Origin of the sequence: Sediminibacterium soli (assembly GCF_009939225.1) — a bacterium.
GTDB classification, from domain to species: domain Bacteria; phylum Bacteroidota; class Bacteroidia; order Chitinophagales; family Chitinophagaceae; genus Sediminibacterium; species Sediminibacterium soli.
Window position 1 is genome coordinate 1 of the sequence record NZ_JAACJR010000010.1, and the last position, 17,089, is coordinate 17,089.

Consider the following 17,089-nt stretch of genomic DNA (forward strand, 5'->3'; position numbering starts at 1 on the left):
TCAGAAGGCCTACGCGAGATTTGATTAACTTAGTTTCAGAGTTCATGATCTGACATTTTGGGGTTATTAAATAAGTGTTGTTACTTAAATTTAATCCCATTTGTCAGATCAACTCTTAACTTCTACAGATTATTTACTACCGGTAAGTGCTCAATTAGGCGTAGGCCATAGGGGTTGTCATTTTTAATTTTGTGTCCAAGTTGCTTCCTCGTTTCTTTATCTTCCCATCTTGTAAGCTTAAAATGAATATTGGATAGCTTAACGGCAGCAGTTGCATCAGTAGCTTTTTTCAAGTTCATATTCATTAGAATGTCCTTCCATTTATTCAAGAGCTCATCATTCGAATATTGTTTGCCCACAACAATTTCTCTTGCGACTTCCAGCTTATATCGGTCGTTAGGATTGAGAATGAAATAAAACGCCGAGGAAATGAAGTTCTTGAACACGCGATTATCCCGGCCTGCGGATGCTTTTGATTCAATCAAATCTATAAGTTGAGTTGGTTCGATATTTTTGTACAGCATGCTATAAGCTTCAATAATGTCTTTTTGAAGCTTGTCAAGATTCTTGAGCAAATACAATTGCCTCGGGTTATCGTCAGGTTTAAGTAGCCTTATCTCACTGGCTATTCGTTGAACTCGGCTCTTTCTACTGGCGGCTTTATTGTCTATTTTTTCTACTTGCGTGGTCGAAACCATCTTTACCTCCTCAACTATATGTCCTTGCGAACGCAAAGCGGCCGCCAGCTTGCCTCTGCGATTGAAAAGGGTTCTTCGAATTCTCTGGCCCTCTAAGTAAGCATCTATATTGAGATACGAAATTACCGGAGTATCACCTTTTAGTCTAATGTACCTGTGTTCCTCTGGCAAAGCCTTTTCAATTATTAGATTCCTTATTTTATCATGGCTTAAACTTAAAATCTCATTTGACATAAAATTGCCGCGTATGCATTCTAATGCTTGAATTTCGGCATTTGCCACTTCTACTAACTGGTTAAAAGTAAACCCGCCTTTTTCTTTGTCGGTTTGTGCCAGATTATATAATATATATTCTGAAAGTAAGCCCGGGCGACAACGCCCTGCAATTTGTTTCAATCTATTATCAGATAGGGAGGATATAGGTGATTTGTTGTCACTAATCGAAACCAAATTATATTTCTCGTTAATGTCAAACCCAGTAAAATACGCGGAGGTCACAAAATTAATGGTCGCAGGCAGCTTATCGCTATCTATCTCACTATAGTATTCACCCGCCTCATCCTTACTATTTGCGCTGCAAAGCAACTTAACTGCATTTCTCTCCACTATCCTATGAGTCACCAAATAGTTTATCAAACTTAATGACCCGGAAACTGAGTTATAGGCCACCATTATTTTATTGCTTGGAAATGCGGACAAGATTTGTTGTATAACAGTTAGTGAAGCTCCCTTAATATTATCTGAGAAGTATAATTTGATTTTTCTCTGCGTTGGCTCATCATATCTTACATTGATTTGCTCTTCCATTGCTAATTCTGGGTCAGAAAATGAAATAAAAGTAGCGGAAACCATAGCTCGATTCTCTTTTGGAAAGCTTTTATAAATGTCAATGACCGACTCCATCCTCGCTCTAAATGAAGAGTCAAGTTGTACTGAGTCTATCTCATCGATTAGCAAGAAATAATCCTTTAGATTTTCAGGTTTAATCGCGGAGACTACCTTATACAAACTGTCAGCTACGACAACTATTTTTTTGAACGGGATATCAGGACGATTTAGGTATTCTACGATTTCCCCAAAGTCATTTTTTTTGGGGTGCAAGATTGTCTCACTTCCAACATAGAGGGCATTATGATGATATGCCTTGCTGGAGGCTGTAACCTTAATTGGTTCAACAATTATCGAATTCCGTTTGGATGTCAATTCAAGATAGGTTGCTCCCATACCGGTTTCTCCCTTATAGAAAAGTCCACTGGGTAGGCGGTCATAATGGTCGCTAAGCTTCGTTAATACGCTTTTGTTGCCATCTCTGTATTTGGGTATTATTCTTTCCATTTTGTCCTAAATTCACGACTTACTCCTATAATAGATTCTCCCCTAAGTCGTGTAAATATTGTTTAATTCACCTCAAAGGTACGCTAACGGCATTCTGTATAGTAAGATTTTGGGATATAAATCTGGTATGTGTATCAGCTAATAGAGAGCAGGCAAAACCAGCCTTTAAATGCACCCGGAGGTATACCCCAAATCTGCCAAATTATTACCATTATATAGTTAATTTGGCCAATCCGCCCTCCGCGGTATGTATTGGACTGCTAACTCCACTTCCGTATTCTGCGCCTAAGGGCTCGAATGCACCAGCTATGCCCCCGGTAACCTTGTCTACGCACTTGAAAACATGAGCAACAGTAGTACAAAGCCCAGCACCTGTAACAGTCATTTATGCACCTGTGCAGAGCCATGCAGGAAATAAGGTATGCCGTATTTACCCTCTGCCCTAAAAACACATGCCAATTATCCTGCGGAGTAATCGTCATGGTTTTTGCAACCCTTCGTAAATCAGCATTCCGTTGCTTTCATATCTGCTATCGCATATACCGCAACTCCTTTCGGTTCTCGCCACTCTGCCTCCATTTGCTGCGCTTATACCTGCTTTCACAAGGGCTACGCTGATACCTCCGGTATGCTGAACAGCAGATATGCGCTGTGTGAGTATTGCCGTTATCACGGCTTTACTACTCACCCCAGCAAATGAATAGGCGTTTTTGAGTGGCTAACAAATATTTGGTGTTGGGGAAATATATCGTTCAGTCAATTCACTTCCTAACAATTCGCTGACTGACCACATTAATAACCGTAAAACATTCATACATGAATAAGAAATGGAAGTTTACCATCCACATGCAGGATGATGAAATGGAAGACGATAGCCTGACCTTAACGGCTCAAATCGTGCATCAGTCTGAAAGGATTGAAATTATTATCGTATCTGCACAAGGCAGAACTATTGTGCTTGAAAATAATCGGCTATCAGGTACAGGAAGCGATAAAATGAAATGGAAGGTTTTAGCAGGTGTTATAAATGATGAAACGGTTTTGCGGCTCATCATTTTGCATATAGAAATGCACTTAACAGTAACAGAGGTAGTTTACAGTATTGATTAAGGAAGCAAATCCTTTGGGGCTATTTCCAGCGCATCCGCAATCAGGGAGAGATAGGAAACAGAAAAGTTGACTTTTCCCAATTCAACTCTGTTTATTTGTGAGTAATCTTTATCGTTACATTTAAACGCTAACTCCATCTGTGTTAAGCCCTTATCCATTCGTATAGAGCGCACTTTTTCCCCGATTTTTAACAGAAAATCATCGTCTCTGTAATATGGCTTTCGGGTTCTCTTTTTCACCCACTAAAGGGAACAAATAAGGATAATTTGTCATAGGGATAATTATCCCTAAATTTAACTAAACTGTTTTATGAGACCCGCTCTGCATAGTTCAAATATCTTAATCACCGTAATAGTAGCTATCTCTTTTAGCTGCCAGCAAAAAGAAGAGAATAATTGTCTTGAGTATGGAGCTAAATGTCAAAGATTCAGGCAATGGATTTTAATGGTTACTGAAAGTCCTGTCACAAAACAGGCGAATTTGAAATCACTGGCTGTATTAGAATCCATTATTAGAGATTCTATAAATGTTTATAAAGCAGACAAGTGCTATACAGAAAGCAGCATATCATTTGCAAACGATTGCCTACTGAGTATCATTTCACGAGAAGGTTATCTGGCTGGCATATCTGATGCCAGTAAGAATAACGAGCCTACTACAAAAACCAATAAAGAAAGGAATACTAAATGGGTTTATTTTACTGCATTTGTTCCTAAGGGTTCCATTTCGGATATAGAAGCTTATTACTCTAAAGTTTATAAAGTTTCAGATTATACAGATGAAAAAATGCTCAAAATAAAAGACTGTCTAATTGAAACACTCAAAAGTTCGAGCAGTAGTCCTTATAAAATCGTTATTCAGCATCACCTGTTTGGTTCTTACAGTCAGGCTTCTGAAAAGTGGGAAGCAGAAAGTGGAACAAGAATTTTTGGAGATGGAAGTTGTTTTTCAAATCCCGCAATTAGATACGAAGATGTATTTCCAAATAATTAACAAATCGAGCTACGTTGGTAATGATTTTTCTGATAAAGCACTTAAAGCATTAAAATATGAGCAATGACGAACAACCTCAATCCTCAGCAAAATTCATTGTTATTGCTGTAATAGTTATTTCCGTGTTTATTTTTATTTTCTATGTAGCTGGAGAAGCCCTTAATGGAATAGCAAATGGAATGAACAAAATCCCAATATGGTTACTTATTCCGCTTGTAATAGCTACCATTTATATAGCTAAGAAAATGATTGACGGTAAGAAATAACACATAAATCAATAATTGCAAGCTGATGTACATGCTCGTTTACACCTTCATAGGTTGTTTAAATTTCACCTTATTATTTTGGAGCTACCAAACGCCTCTAAAAACAAGTAAAGTTATTCGATATGTTTTGAGTGCAATATTTTTAGTGTTTTTATGGCCTGTATTTATCTTAATTAGGTATGCTGATTATCGGAGACTTGGCAGGATTCTGAAAGATAGGGTGAATCCATTTTGGATGTTTCTGTACACAGGTAAAATCAATAACAAGCTAAAGAAGCCAAATGAATTCAAGAGTAAAGAGGAAGGTGATTCGCCTATAGCTAATCAAGATTTGTACTTGGCAATGGATTTTGAGGAATACGAGAGGCCAACGGCACTAAGGGAACAAAATAATTCGACATAACCGACATATTCGACACGCATAAAATAATTGCCAACTACCTGATAGCAGATATCAGGCGGTAAAAGCAGAGTAAACAATATTTTGGGTCAGATTTGGGTCAGAAAATGGAATAAAACCAGCAAAAAACAGGCTTTTCAGGTGTATATCAGCTCACAGAGCGCTTGCATGGCATGCAAGAGGCCACCGGTTCGAATCCGGTATTCTCCACACACTAAGGATTCTGAAAGGAGTCCTTTTTTATTTGGATTAATCACTCAGTTGAAATGAGCGTCCCGCGGCAGCGGGAAGGCCACCGGTTCGAATCCGGTATTCTCCACACACTAAGGATTCTGAAAGGAGTCCTTTTTTATTTGGATTAATCACTCAGTTGAAATGAGCGTCCCGCGGCAGCGGGAAGGCCACCGGTTCGAATCGGTATTCTCCACCAAGTTTCAGATCTATGAAGCTTTGCTATTGCGCCTGATAATCTTCGTTGAAGTTTTTCAAACGAGTCAAGGGCATCCCCAACCTATATCTCCTCCTTTACCCGGCAGGGCGCAAACAGCCGGGCCAGTGATTCGATATAGGGCCAGTCGTTCATATCGTGCAGCATATGCACAAAATTGTGCCCGAAATGTAGGATCACCTGGTTCTTCAGCACAAAAAAACAGTTTTCCATACCAAATCCCTGGCTGTCGGGATTCCATACGGCCTCGTTGTACCAGTCTGCTATTTCGCTGTCGTGCGTCTTCCTGAAAGCAGCGATGGCATCGAAGGGATCTATTTCGTTCATAAACGTTATGCTGGGTATTTTACCCGTCAGGTACAGATACAGGGCTTTGCCGTTAAGGTAATCCTGGTTGAAAATAGCCGCCAGCGCCGCTGGGTCTTTGGATATCGGTTGCGTGTCCATAGATAATAAATCCGGTTGTTTTGTTGGATGCGCAATGTAGGTTTTTTATTGTTTGCGGGTATCTCCCGGTATGGGCCGCCGCAGATCCGCGGATTCAATCCCTTCTGATCTGCGAATCTGCGGCGGCCCTATTTGCCAACCGCGCCTAAACAGAATTGCAGCTGTTGTTTTGCGTTTACCCGAAAATCCGTAATTTCAAAACCATTGCCCGACAACTGCTTGCCACGGGGTACCGGTTGTTGCATCCATCCATCACCAACTAAACAACCGACCGTATGTCTGCAGATTCCACCAACATCAACAACAAAGCAAAAGCACAGAATACATTCGACGCCATCGTGGTGGGCTCCGGTATCAGCGGGGGCTGGGCCGCAAAAGAGCTCACGGAAAAAGGATTGAAAGTATTGATGCTCGAACGCGGCCGGCCGCTGGAGCATATCAAGGATTACAAAACAGCCGGCAAAAATCCCTGGGATTTTGAACACCGCGGCAAAACAACGGCTGCACAGCGGGAACAGTACCCCGTAATACACCGCGGATGGGCGGCACAGGAGGCGGTGATGGATTATTGGGTGGATGAAAAAGCCTCGCCCTATACAGAAGTAAAACCTTTTACCTGGTGGCGCGCCTACCAGATGGGCGGCCGCTCCATTCTCTGGGGCAGGCAGAGTTACCGCTGGAGCGATCTCGACTTTGAAGCCAACGCAAAAGAAGGGATCGGTGTGGACTGGCCGATCCGTTATAAGGATATCGCCCCATGGTATGATTATGCCGAAAAATTTGCCGGTATCAGCGGGTCAAAAGAAGGGCTGGCGCACCTGCCCGACGGACAGTTTCTGCCGCCGATGGATCTTAACTGCGTGGAAAAAGAGGTAGCCACGCGGATCAAGGACCGTTACAAAGGACAGCGTCATTTGTTCATCGGCCGCGTGGCCAATCTTACACAGGCCATCGAGGGCAGAACCAATTGCCAGTTCCGTAACCGTTGCTGGGAAGGCTGTCCTTTCGGCGGTTATTTCAGCACGCAGTCATCCACCCTGCCCGCAGCGATGAAAACAGGCAACCTTACGGTGCGTCCTTTCTCCATCGTAACAAAACTGCTCTACGACAAAAACACCAAAAAAGCCACCGGCGTGGAAGTGCTGGATGCAGAGAATAACCAGACCTATAGTTACCACGCAAAGATCGTTTTCCTGAATGCATCGGCGCTTAATTCTACCTGGGTACTGTTCAACAGCGCCACCGATATATGGCCCGAGGGACTGGGCAGCAGCAGCGGGGAACTGGGCCGCAACGTAATGGACCATCACTATAACCTCGGCGCCACGGGAACGATCGAGGGCTATGAAGACAAATACTATTATGGCCGCAGACCAACCGGTTTTTATATTCCGCGTTTTGCCAATCTGGGTGGCGACAAACGCGATTTTCTGCGCGGTTACGGTTACCAGGGCGCAGCCAGCAGGAACGGATGGGGCAGGGAAATAGCGGAGATGAACATCGGCGGTGCCTATAAAGATGCATTGACCGAAGCAGGACCCTGGAGCATCGGTGCAACAGGATTCGGTGAGATACTGCCTTACCACGAAAACAGGATTTCGCTGGATAAACAGGTGAAAGACAAATGGGGTTTACCGGTGTTGTCGATGGACTGCGAGCTGAAAGACAACGAAATGAAAATGCGCAAAGCCATCACGGCAGACCTTAAGGAAATGCTGGAAGCTTCGGGTGCGGTCAATGTGCGCACCTGGGATACCGGGCACGCCATCGGTCACGGTATTCATGAAATGGGTACGGCAAGAATGGGTAAGGATCCCAAAACATCCGTTCTCAACGGCAACAACCAGGTATGGGATGCACAGAATGTATTTGTAACGGATGGCGCCTGTATGACCTCTTCCGCCTGCGTTAATCCCTCGTTAACCTATATGGCGCTCACCGCCAGGGCGGCCGATCATGCGGTGAATGAATTGAAGAAAGGAAATATATAAGTGTAAGCTCAACAAGCAAAGTAACCTGTCTACCATCCGCCCTGCAGTCCTTCCTGCAGGGCTTTTTTATACCTGCGCAGATCGAATGAATAGAGATAGGGGGCTTTGTGCGCGCCGCCTTTGCGTGTTTCGGACAGGCGTTTGAGAATGCCATAGCCCATCATGCGTCGCTGGAAATTGCGGCGATCGAGTTTTTTATCGAGTATGGTCTCGTAGAGTTTCTGTAATTCAGGCATGGTGAATTTCTGCGGCAGCAATGTATAGCCGATCGGCTGGTGATTGAGCTGCAGCCGCAGTGTTTCCAGCGCTTTGTCGAGGATATGTTTGTGGTCCATGAACAATTCCTTCACCTCGTGAATATCCCACCATTCGCAGGAAGTGGAAGTGCCGTCGGGGTGGGGGATGGCATGTGCAAAATCAACCAGTGCATAATACCCCACCGTGAGAAACCGCTGCAGTATCCAGTGATCTTTTGCCGGTTTGATGCCGTCTTTTTTCATGATATCGGAATGGAATTTCTTATCCGACCGGCCGGGCCGGCCGAATACATGAAACTGCTGCAGAAAAATATCATGGATGCCGGTGCGCTCGCGCAGAACACGGATGGCCGCTTCTTCAATGTCTTCGTCTTTGTAGATGAAACCGCCGGGCAGGGCCCACTGTTCCGCGTTCTTCATTTTCAGCAGCAATACCTTCATCTGGTTTTCGTGAAAACCGAAGATGACGCAATCGAGTGACAATGAAGGCATAAACCATTTGCCGCCGTTCTGCATCACATCCGCTATGGTCAGGTTCTGTTGCATCTTTACCGAAAATAGCATAAAAAACTGCGGCGGGCATTGGGAATTTTCAAAGCAAACGATTATCATTGCGTCATAAAGACGCATTGTATGAAAAAGCTTGCCTTACCGGTAATGGGATCCGTTGCCGCCACTTTTGCGCTGTGCATGCTCATCGCATGGAAACATTTACCTCCCAAAACACCTTTTGCTTACCGCGACCTCAACAAGAACGGCAGGATGGATGTGTATGAAGACGCATCCAAACCGGTTGACGCGCGGGTGAACGACCTGCTGAAACAGATGACACTGGAAGAAAAAGCGGGTATGCTATTCATCAATGGAACCAAGATAAGCGATGACGGCTCTCTTGAAGACAAACCCGGCACGGGTATGTTTGCGCGGCTGCCCGCGGCGCCGGCCCTGCTGAACGGTAAGAAGATGAACCATTTTAATCTCTGGCAGGTACCCGGTGTGCGCGCCCTGGCCACCTGGTACAACAATGTGCAGAAAGCGGCGGAGCAGACAAGACTGGGTATACCGGTTACCATCGCGTCCGATCCGCGCAATGCATTCAGCCAGAATCTTTTTTCCATGACGGCGAACGGATTCTCGCTCTGGTGCGAGCCGCTGGGTCTGGGTGCGATCGGCGATCCGGCGCTTACAAAACAGTTTGCCGATGTGGTAAGGCAGGAATACCTTGCCGTAGGTATACGCGAGGCATTGCATCCCATGGCCGATCTTGCCACAGAACCCCGCTGGCCGCGTATCAGCGGAACCTTTGGCGAGGATGCACAGCTGGCCGCAAAAATGGTGGCGGCCTATGTGGAAGGACTGCAGGGCAGCAAACTGGGACCTAACAGTGTGGCGGCCATGACCAAACATTTTTCGGGCGGAGGTCCGCAGAAAGAAGGACTCGATCCGCATTTTGAATTCCAGAAAGGACAGGTATACCCGGGTAATAATTTCAATTACCACCTGATACCGTTCGAAGCGGCTTTCAGGGCGCATACCGCGGCGATCATGCCGTATTATGGCATCCCCACCGACCAGACAAAAGAAAACGTTGGCTTCTCTTTCAACAAAGCAATGATCACCGATCTGCTGCGTAATAAATACAAATACGATGGTGTGGTTTGTACAGACTGGGGACTGATCACCGATGCAAACATGGGCGCAACGATATGGCCGGCACGCGCATGGGGTGTTGAAAATCTTTCGGCGGAGCAACGCGTACTGAAAGTGATCAATGCCGGCGTTGACCAGTTTGGCGGCGAGAGTGAGCCCGAACTCGTGGTGAAACTCGTAAAAGACGGACAACTGGCAGAAAGCAGGCTGGATATTTCCATAAAAAGATTGTTACGCCAGAAATTCGAACTGGGTTTGTTCGACAATCCTTTTGTGGATGTGGAACAGGCGGAAAAAACAGTGGGTAAACCGGCTTTTGTAAAAGCAGGAGAAGACGCGCAGCGCAGGGCGATGGTATTGCTGAAGAACGGATCCGGCAGCCAGCTAAAACTTCCTTTGCAGACGGGTAAATGGAAGATATATGCCGGTAATATGGATCCCAAACTGGTTGCCCGTTATGGAACCGTGGTGCAAAAACCGGAGGAGGCAGACTTTGCCATTCTGCGGCTGAACACTCCCTGGGTGCCTGTTGACACAAAGAATTTTATGGCGCGGGGTTTTCACCACGGCGATCTTGATTTTAAACCCAGGGAACGCGACAGTATCCTGCAGATCATGAGCAGGGTTCCCTCGATCGTGGATATTTACCTCGACCGGCCCGCGGTGTTTCCTGAGATCAATGCAAAGGCAAAAGCGGTGCTTGCGGATTTTGGCGCCAGCGATGCCGCCGTGCTCGATGTGGTATTCGGTAAAGCCAAACCCGGCGGCAAACTTCCGTTCGAGCTGCCTTCGTCGATGGAGGCCGTTCGAAAACAGAAAGAAGACCTGCCCTATGATTCAAAGGATCCTTTGTATAAATTCGGTCACGGCTTACAATATTGATCAGTTCACCTAAAAACAAAACCATGCATACACGCAGAAACTTTCTCCGCAACACTGCAGCATTGACTGCAGGAAGCTGGCTGCTCAGGAACGACCTGTTCGCCAGCCAGACCGCAGCAGCATTCGCAAAACCCGGGTTGCAGCTGTTTACCCTGTTCAGTGTGATGGACGAGGACGTGCCCGGCTATATCAAGAAGATCGCAGACACGGGCTACGGCGAGATTGAGTCTGCCTTCAGCAAAAAAGGCGGTTTTTATGGAATGAGTCCGAGAGATTTTGCCAAACTGGTTAAAGACAACGGCATGCACTGGCGCTCACATCATGTGCTTGGCGCGCCTTTTAGAATGCCGGCCGGCGCCAAACCGCCTGTGGGTGCAGATGGTAAGCCGATCAGCATTCCGCCAATGAAAAACCTGCGCGATAATATGCAGGAACTGGTTGACCAGGTGGCCGAGGGCGGTGTTAATTACCTGGTTTGCGCCAACACACCGATCGGTTCGCTGGAAGAGATCAAGTCATCGATAGAAGTACTGAATAAAACAGGCGAAGCGGCTAAAAAAGCAGGCCTGCAATTCGCCTACCATAACCACGATGCTGAGTTCCGGACCGTAGCCGGTGTGGTGCCCTACGACCTGATACTTGCCGAAACAGACAAGGACCTGGTGAAGATGGAACTGGACCTTGCCTGGACCATGAAAGCAGGAAAAGATCCGGTGGAACTTTTCAAACAGCACAAAGGCCGGTTCCCGCTCTGGCATGTAAAGGATCTCGCCAATAACTATTCGCAGATAGTGGAACTCGGAAAAGGTTCGATCGATTTCAAACGCATTTTCGACAACGCGGAACTGTCCGGCATGAAATACTATTTTGTTGAACAGGACGGAGCCCCCAAACCCCTGGAGAATATTGCTGCCAGCTATGCATATCTGAAGGAGAGGGTGTTGAAGTAGGGCAGTGCAATGGGTGAATGGTTACATTGTTAAATGGTCCACGGGTACGCAACCTATGAATCATCCAGCCATGTAACCATTCACCCATTTAATTACCACCTCCCAACGCAAACGCCACATAACTGTCTCCCGAGACGGTTCCCAGTTTTCCGCCACCGCAGGCTATGACAAGGTACTGTTTGCCATTGGCCCGGTATACGCTTGGCGTGGCAAAACCCGGGGCAGGTAAGCTATATTCCCAGAGCAGTTTGCCTGTTCTTTTGTTGTAGGCACGCAGTTTTCCGTCGCGCGCAGCGGCAATAAACAACAGGCCTCCCTTCGTAACCACGGGTCCGCCGTAGTTTTCGGTGCCGGTAGGCGGAATGCCTTTTGCTTTCAGTTCGGGATATTCTCCAAGCGTTGTTTTCCAGAGGTGTTCGCCGCTGTTCAGGTTAATGGCGGTAAGGGTACCCCATGGCGGACCGATTGCCGGGTAGCCCTCTTTCATGAATTTGTAGTAGCCCGCAAACTGGTAAGGAAGCGCGCGGAAACTGTCTTCCGCCACCGGCGGCGGAATAAACAGTTTCTTCTTTTCGATGGTAAGATCCATAATATACGAGGTAATAGCCGCTCTTTCCTGGTCAGAGAGATGTGCAAAGGCGGGCATCATCCGCCGGCCCGTTTTCATCAGCTGTTGCACATCTGCGGGGGCATACCGTTTGCTGATGCCGGTCAGTGCGGGATAATTGCCGGCTCCCTTTCTGTCTGCACCATGGCAACTCATACAGTTCTGCGTATACAGACGCAGTCCTGCTTCGGCAAAAAGCTGTTTCCCCTTTGGCGTAGGCTTCCTGTCAACCATGGCCATCTTCCATCCCATTTCATTGGCATTAATGTAAAGCGTGCCCGTGCCCGGGTCGTAGGAAGGGCCGCCCCATTCGGCGCCACCGTCGAGACCGGGAATTTGTATCGCGGTCTGTTTTCCGGGTGGCAGGAATAATTTTCCATACCGGTAACCGGCCAGTTCTTTTTTCAGCGAAGCCAGTGCGGTATCGGAGAGGTAGGGGTTGAGATCGTTTTCTGAAAACGTCTGCCTTACAAAAGGTGCTGGCAGCCTGGGTATGGGCTGGGTAGGCCAGATCTTTTCACCTGTTAAGGCAGTTGCGGTATCGATGGGTATTTCATCGATCGGGAATACGGGTGTGCCGGTTTCCCTGTCAAATACATAGATCCATCCGTGTTTGCTGGGCTGCGCAACGGCATCGATCAGCCGCTGGTCTTTGTTAACGGTGACCAGTACGGGCGGACAGGGCAGGTCCCGGTCCCAGATATCATGGTGCACCAGCTGGTAATGCCATTTTCTTTTTCCGGTGGCGGCGTCCAGGGCCAGCAGGCAGTTGGCAAAAAGATTGGCGCCTTTTCGTTTGCCACCGTAAAAATCAAATGAGGCCGAGCCGGTGGGCGCAAACAGGATGCCTCTTTTTTCATCGAGCGTAAAACCGCTCCAGCTGTTGGCGCCACCGATATGTTTGTAGGCAATGCTGTCTTCCCAGGTATCGAATCCAAATTCGCCCGGTTGCGGTATCGTGTGAAATACCCACCTGATGGCGCCGGTTCTTGCGTCGAATGCGCGGATATGTCCCGGTGCCGCCGCCGGTCCTTCGTCCACCCTCGATCCGAGTATATAGAGATCCCGGTACACAATACCCGGCGATGTTGCGGCCACATAAAGGTCTTTGACCTCCCTGCCCAGTCCTTCGTGCAGGTCTATTTTACCATCCTTTCCAAAACTCCGTATGGGTGTACCGTCGATGCAGTTCACGGCATACAGAAAAGAGCCTGCAGTGTACAATATGCGTTTGTCTTTTCTATCCTCCCAATAGGTAACACCGCGGTTGTTATTGAGAATAAAATTCAATGCGGTGGCACCTTTCTGTCTGGATGCCGAGTCCGGATCAAATACCCAGCGCTGTCTTCCCGTGGCCGCATCGAGCGCAAACAGGCGGAGGGTGGGACTGGTGCCGTACAATACACCGTCTACAATGATGGGATTGCATTGTATCTGCGAATGCCTGGCGGTATCCGCATCGCCGGTATGGTATTCCCAGGCAACCTGCAGCTGCGATACATTTGCGGTATCCACTTCTGTAAGCTCCGAATAGTGATCGTTCTCTCCCGTACCCCCATACACCCGCCACCCGCGGCTATTTTCCCTGCCACAGGAAGCAACCGCAAGAAAGAAGATCGCAACAAAATATAATCGGCTTTTCTGCAACTGCATGTCAAATCCTAAACGAACAATCAACTATCCGATCAACATTCCCCCATTCCTTGTTCATCTGTTCATCTGTTCATCTGTTCATTTCCTCTCACCCCACTCTCTCCACTATCTTTCCTGATTCCTTGTGTTTCAGGATCAGTTTTTTTGCGCCGTAATGGGTCATTTCTTCCTTGACGAGATAATGGTCCTTATCGTATTCCACCAGGTGACTTTCCTTGGTCAGACCTGTTTTTCCTCTCCAGATATCGAGCTGAACAGGCTCCCAGAGTTTGCTTTTTGCTGAGCGGTAGGCTGCATCCAGGATGGCGTTCACCACATATCCGTCGTAAAAAGTTTCTTTGGGTGCCACGCCTTTTTCCATGGCATTGAACATATCCATGAACATATGGTTGTAGCCAAGTTCGTTCAGTTCGTCGCCTACGGGAAACAGCCAGCCGGTATTGCTCTCGGCTTTTTCCGCAACATAATCCCCGCCCTTTCCTGTGGTGAACATATCGAAACCGGTACGTAAAAAACTGTTGATCCAGATCGTACCCTCGGTGCCCATCACTTCATCGCGCAGGTCCAGACCGCCGCGGAATGTCCAGCTTACTTCAAACTGGCCGATGGCGCCGTTCTCGTATTTCACCAGACCGATCGCATGGTCCTCCGCATCGATCGGTTTTACCTGCGTATCGGCCCAGCACATCACTTCCACGGGTTTGATGTCTTTGCCGATATAACTCCTGGTAATTTCCACGCAATGGCAGCCAAGATCGAGTATGCAACCACCGCCGGCCTGCTCAATATCCCAGAACCAGTCGCTGTGCGGACCAGGATGTGTTTCTCTTGATTTGGCCCATAATACCCTGCCCAGCGCGCCATTCTTTACGCTTTCGTTCGCCTTGATAAACTTGGGCGTATATACCAGGTCTTCCAGGTAACCGTTAAAGATGCCCGCCTCTTCTACGGCAAGCAGCATGCGTTTGGCTTCTTCTGCGTTCCTGCCCAGCGGTTTGGTGGTCATCACGGCTTTCTTGTGTTTGCAGCAAAGCAGTACCGCCTGCTCGTGCAGGTTATTGGGCAGGGAGATGCATACGATATCCACATCGGGGTGCGCAATGCTTTCTTCCATGTTCGTTGTCCAGTGTTCACAGCCGTAATCCGCGGCAAATTTCCTGGCGCTTTCCTCCCGGCGCGAATAGATACTGATCACTTTGTCGCGGCTCCGGTAACCCTGTAATGAATCCGCATAAAAACGTCCGATAAACCCGGAACCCAGCATGGCAATTTTTTTCATAGAAATCGTATTGGTTAGAATGGTTTTGAATGGTGAATCTTGAGTTGATGTTGTTGTGAATAGGGCTTATGCCTGTTTTTTCTCTCTGAAAAACAGGATAAAATACACCAGCACACCGAGTGCAATATACGCCGGCACGAACCATATTTTCTGCCAGTTGTGCACGCTGCCTGTCTGGTACTGGTCAACGATAAAACCCGAGAACCAGGTGCCGATGAACATACCCACGCCATAGGTGGCGAAGGTAAAAAGTCCCTGCGCCGCGTTTTTGATTTTTTCGCCGGCTTTTTTCTCTGTGTACATATAACCCGTTACAAAAAAGAAATCGTAACAGATGCCATGCAGTACGATACCCGCGTACAGCATCCAGTTATTGGCGCCGGTATCGCCATAGGCGAAACATACATAACGCAGTATCCATGCCGTCATACCCATCAGCAGCATGTTCTTTACACCGATGCGGTTAAACAGGAATGGGATGGCGAGTATAAAGACCGCTTCTGATACCTGACCCAGTGTCATTTTACCCGCGGCGTTTTCAAAACCTATTTCGTTCAGGAACGGGTTGGCAAAACCATAATAGAAAGAAAGCGGGATGCATACCAGTATCGCGGCAACAAAAAAGATCAGGTAAGGCCGTTCTTTGAACAGCACAAATGCCTCTGTTCCGATTGCGGAGGAGGAATCGCTGTTCTTTCCTTTTGGCGGTGTATTGGGCAGTGCCAGGCTTAGCAGACCCAGGGCAGCCGAGGCAATGGCCGCCATATGAAAGGTGGAAGATGTTTTTTCGATACCCAGTTTGCTGATGAATACACCCGCAACGATCCAGCCCAGCGTACCAAAAACCCTGATCCAGGGAAACTGTTTGCCGGGATCCGTCATTTGCGAAAATGCCACGCTGTTACTCAACGCGATCGTGGGCATGTACAGCAGGGAATAGCCGAGTATGACCCAGTAAAATGCCTGGCTGTCGCCGATACGGGTAGCCAGGAACAGCAGGGCGGCGCCAACCAGGTGCAGTACGCTCATGATCTTCTGCGCCGAAAAAAAACGGTCGGCGATCAGTCCCACAAAAAAAGGAGAGATCATGGTGGCAATGGCAAGTGCGCTGTAGGCGGCGCCTATCTCCACACCGCTGGCGTTGAGGTGGCCGCCCATATAGGTGCCCATCGTAACATACCAGGCGCCCCAGATAAAATATTCAAGAAACATCATCAGGGAGAGCAGCGAGCCTGTTTTTGCTTTCATGGCTTTGTTTTGGTTTTCTTTCGTTAGATTTAGACTCCGGTTGAAAAAAATGAATGTAGGAATAATTGCCAATTTAATCGGGATCGGCCGGGTATTATTTATTCAGTTTTTTCATTCGCCGTAACCAAATAAATGCTTTGTTATGAACCGTACGATTCGCTATGCCTTTTCCCTGCTGCTGGTGCTTGGATTATTTGCTTTTACCGCCGGTAAGAAAAAACCGCGGATACTCGTGTTTTCCAAAACCAAGGGTTTTCACCACGCGTCCATAACCGTTGGCGCCCCTGCCATTTATAAACTGGGGCAGGAGAACGGTTTTGATGTGGATACCACCTCTGATGCAGACGTTTTTACCAGAAAAGGATTGAAGAAATATGCTGCGGTTGTATTCCTCAGCACCACCGGCGATGTGCTCGACAATGCACAGCAGGAGGCCTTTCAGAAATTTATCCGCTCAGGCAAGGGATATGTTGGCGTACATGCCGCTGCCGACACCGAATACGACTGGCCCTGGTACAACCAGCTGGCAGGAGCCTATTTCAAAAGCCATCCCAAACAACAGGAAGCATCTCTGCAGATCGTTGACGCAAATAACCCCGCCACTTCGCACCTGCCCAATCCCTGGAAAAGAAAGGACGAATGGTACAACTACAAATCCATCCAGAACGGGTTGCATGTGCTGATCAACCTCGATGAGAAATCCTATACAGGCGGCGCGAACGGTGATCTTCATCCCATTGCTTGGTACCACGATTTCGACGGGGGCCGCGCATTTTATACCGGCTTGGGTCATACAGACGAATCTTACAGCGATCCCCTGTTCCTGGGTCACCTGCTGGCGGGTATCCGTTATGCAATGAATCGATAAACGATCC

Annotated in this window: 14 protein-coding genes and 1 tRNA gene; 8 read left to right on the forward strand and 7 right to left on the reverse strand. The window is 47.5% G+C overall.

Annotated elements, in window-relative coordinates; translation table 11 throughout:
• Nucleotides 1-122: 122 nt before the first annotated feature.
• Entirely contained in the window at nucleotides 123-2,033 is a 1,911-nt protein-coding gene (locus tag GWC94_RS15625; protein ID WP_161836159.1) for a hypothetical protein, read from the reverse strand.
• Nucleotides 2,034-2,849: 816 nt separating this feature from the next.
• Here GWC94_RS15625 and GWC94_RS15630 point away from each other — a divergent pair.
• Complete coding sequence (locus GWC94_RS15630) at nucleotides 2,850-3,143, forward strand: hypothetical protein (RefSeq protein ID WP_161836161.1); 294 nt, start codon at nucleotides 2,850-2,852, stop codon at nucleotides 3,141-3,143.
• On the opposite strand, the gene GWC94_RS17135 is transcribed toward GWC94_RS15630, so the two are convergent.
• Complete coding sequence (locus GWC94_RS17135; RefSeq protein ID WP_394367119.1) at nucleotides 3,140-3,382, reverse strand: helix-turn-helix domain-containing protein; 243 nt, start codon at nucleotides 3,380-3,382, stop codon at nucleotides 3,140-3,142. The genes GWC94_RS15630 and GWC94_RS17135 overlap by 4 nt on opposite strands.
• A gap of 70 nt (nucleotides 3,383-3,452) precedes the next feature.
• Between GWC94_RS17135 and GWC94_RS15640 the strand changes: the two genes are divergently transcribed.
• From GWC94_RS15640 to GWC94_RS15650, 3 genes are all read left to right on the forward strand, one after another.
• On the forward strand, nucleotides 3,453-4,136 hold the full coding sequence (locus tag GWC94_RS15640) for a hypothetical protein (RefSeq protein WP_161836165.1): 684 nt from the start codon (nucleotides 3,453-3,455) through the stop codon (nucleotides 4,134-4,136).
• A 56-nt stretch (nucleotides 4,137-4,192) separates the two neighbouring features.
• Nucleotides 4,193-4,402, forward strand: coding sequence for a hypothetical protein (locus GWC94_RS15645; RefSeq protein WP_161836167.1), 210 nt, complete (start codon nucleotides 4,193-4,195; stop codon nucleotides 4,400-4,402).
• Between the two features lie 550 nt (nucleotides 4,403-4,952).
• Nucleotides 4,953-5,012 (forward strand) — tRNA-Ala (locus tag GWC94_RS15650).
• A gap of 301 nt (nucleotides 5,013-5,313) precedes the next feature.
• Here GWC94_RS15650 and GWC94_RS15655 read toward each other — a convergent pair.
• Nucleotides 5,314-5,697, reverse strand: coding sequence for a hypothetical protein (locus tag GWC94_RS15655; RefSeq protein ID WP_161836169.1), 384 nt, complete (start codon nucleotides 5,695-5,697; stop codon nucleotides 5,314-5,316).
• Nucleotides 5,698-5,972: 275 nt separating this feature from the next.
• Here GWC94_RS15655 and GWC94_RS15660 point away from each other — a divergent pair, with 275 nt between their 5' ends.
• Nucleotides 5,973-7,688: a GMC oxidoreductase gene (locus GWC94_RS15660; protein ID WP_161836171.1), complete on the forward strand. Its 1,716-nt coding sequence runs from the start codon at nucleotides 5,973-5,975 to the stop codon at nucleotides 7,686-7,688.
• Nucleotides 7,689-7,717: 29 nt separating this feature from the next.
• Here the strand turns inward: GWC94_RS15660 and GWC94_RS15665 are convergent, their stop codons facing one another.
• Nucleotides 7,718-8,491, reverse strand: a complete 774-nt coding sequence (locus tag GWC94_RS15665) for an NUDIX hydrolase (RefSeq protein WP_161836173.1) — start codon at nucleotides 8,489-8,491, stop codon at nucleotides 7,718-7,720.
• 87 nt (nucleotides 8,492-8,578) lie between these two features.
• Here GWC94_RS15665 and GWC94_RS15670 point away from each other — a divergent pair, with 87 nt between their 5' ends.
• Both GWC94_RS15670 and GWC94_RS15675 read left to right on the forward strand, forming a co-directional pair.
• Nucleotides 8,579-10,477, forward strand: a complete 1,899-nt coding sequence (locus tag GWC94_RS15670) for a glycoside hydrolase family 3 protein (RefSeq protein WP_202628847.1) — start codon at nucleotides 8,579-8,581, stop codon at nucleotides 10,475-10,477.
• A 23-nt stretch (nucleotides 10,478-10,500) separates the two neighbouring features.
• The gene (locus GWC94_RS15675; protein WP_161836175.1) at nucleotides 10,501-11,427 is read left to right on the forward strand and encodes a sugar phosphate isomerase/epimerase family protein; all 927 of its coding nucleotides are present in this window, start codon (nucleotides 10,501-10,503) and stop codon (nucleotides 11,425-11,427) included.
• 88 nt (nucleotides 11,428-11,515) lie between these two features.
• On the opposite strand, the gene GWC94_RS15680 is transcribed toward GWC94_RS15675, so the two are convergent.
• The 3 genes from GWC94_RS15680 to GWC94_RS15690 all read right to left on the reverse strand — a co-directional run bounded on the left by GWC94_RS15680 (nucleotide 11,516) and on the right by GWC94_RS15690 (nucleotide 16,214).
• The gene (locus tag GWC94_RS15680) at nucleotides 11,516-13,687 is read right to left on the reverse strand and encodes an outer membrane protein assembly factor BamB family protein (RefSeq protein ID WP_161836177.1); all 2,172 of its coding nucleotides are present in this window, start codon (nucleotides 13,685-13,687) and stop codon (nucleotides 11,516-11,518) included.
• Nucleotides 13,688-13,775: 88 nt separating this feature from the next.
• Complete coding sequence (locus GWC94_RS15685; RefSeq protein WP_161836179.1) at nucleotides 13,776-14,966, reverse strand: Gfo/Idh/MocA family protein; 1,191 nt, start codon at nucleotides 14,964-14,966, stop codon at nucleotides 13,776-13,778.
• Between the two features lie 66 nt (nucleotides 14,967-15,032).
• A complete protein-coding gene (locus GWC94_RS15690) occupies nucleotides 15,033-16,214 on the reverse strand; it encodes a nucleoside permease (RefSeq protein ID WP_161836181.1) in 1,182 nt (393 codons plus the stop codon).
• 142 nt (nucleotides 16,215-16,356) lie between these two features.
• Here GWC94_RS15690 and GWC94_RS15695 point away from each other — a divergent pair, with 142 nt between their 5' ends.
• The gene (locus tag GWC94_RS15695) at nucleotides 16,357-17,082 is read left to right on the forward strand and encodes a ThuA domain-containing protein (RefSeq protein ID WP_161836183.1); all 726 of its coding nucleotides are present in this window, start codon (nucleotides 16,357-16,359) and stop codon (nucleotides 17,080-17,082) included.
• Nucleotides 17,083-17,089 lie beyond the last annotated feature (7 nt).

Bases quoted from the DNA above. Each gene is read 5' to 3' on its own strand.
- GWC94_RS15625 (WP_161836159.1), bottom strand. From the start codon at position 2,033: ATGGAAAGAATAATACCCAAATACAGAGATGGCAACAAAAGCGTATTA.
- GWC94_RS15630 (WP_161836161.1), top strand. From the start codon at position 2,850: ATGAATAAGAAATGGAAGTTTACCATCCACATGCAGGATGATGAAATG.
- GWC94_RS15640 (WP_161836165.1), top strand. From the start codon at position 3,453: ATGAGACCCGCTCTGCATAGTTCAAATATCTTAATCACCGTAATAGTA.
- GWC94_RS15645 (WP_161836167.1), top strand. From the start codon at position 4,193: ATGAGCAATGACGAACAACCTCAATCCTCAGCAAAATTCATTGTTATT.
- GWC94_RS15655 (WP_161836169.1), bottom strand. From the start codon at position 5,697: ATGGACACGCAACCGATATCCAAAGACCCAGCGGCGCTGGCGGCTATT.
- GWC94_RS15660 (WP_161836171.1), top strand. From the start codon at position 5,973: ATGTCTGCAGATTCCACCAACATCAACAACAAAGCAAAAGCACAGAAT.
- GWC94_RS15665 (WP_161836173.1), bottom strand. From the start codon at position 8,491: ATGCAACAGAACCTGACCATAGCGGATGTGATGCAGAACGGCGGCAAA.
- GWC94_RS15670 (WP_202628847.1), top strand. From the start codon at position 8,579: ATGAAAAAGCTTGCCTTACCGGTAATGGGATCCGTTGCCGCCACTTTT.
- GWC94_RS15675 (WP_161836175.1), top strand. From the start codon at position 10,501: ATGCATACACGCAGAAACTTTCTCCGCAACACTGCAGCATTGACTGCA.
- GWC94_RS15680 (WP_161836177.1), bottom strand. From the start codon at position 13,687: ATGCAGTTGCAGAAAAGCCGATTATATTTTGTTGCGATCTTCTTTCTT.
- GWC94_RS15685 (WP_161836179.1), bottom strand. From the start codon at position 14,966: ATGAAAAAAATTGCCATGCTGGGTTCCGGGTTTATCGGACGTTTTTAT.
- GWC94_RS15690 (WP_161836181.1), bottom strand. From the start codon at position 16,214: ATGAAAGCAAAAACAGGCTCGCTGCTCTCCCTGATGATGTTTCTTGAA.
- GWC94_RS15695 (WP_161836183.1), top strand. From the start codon at position 16,357: ATGAACCGTACGATTCGCTATGCCTTTTCCCTGCTGCTGGTGCTTGGA.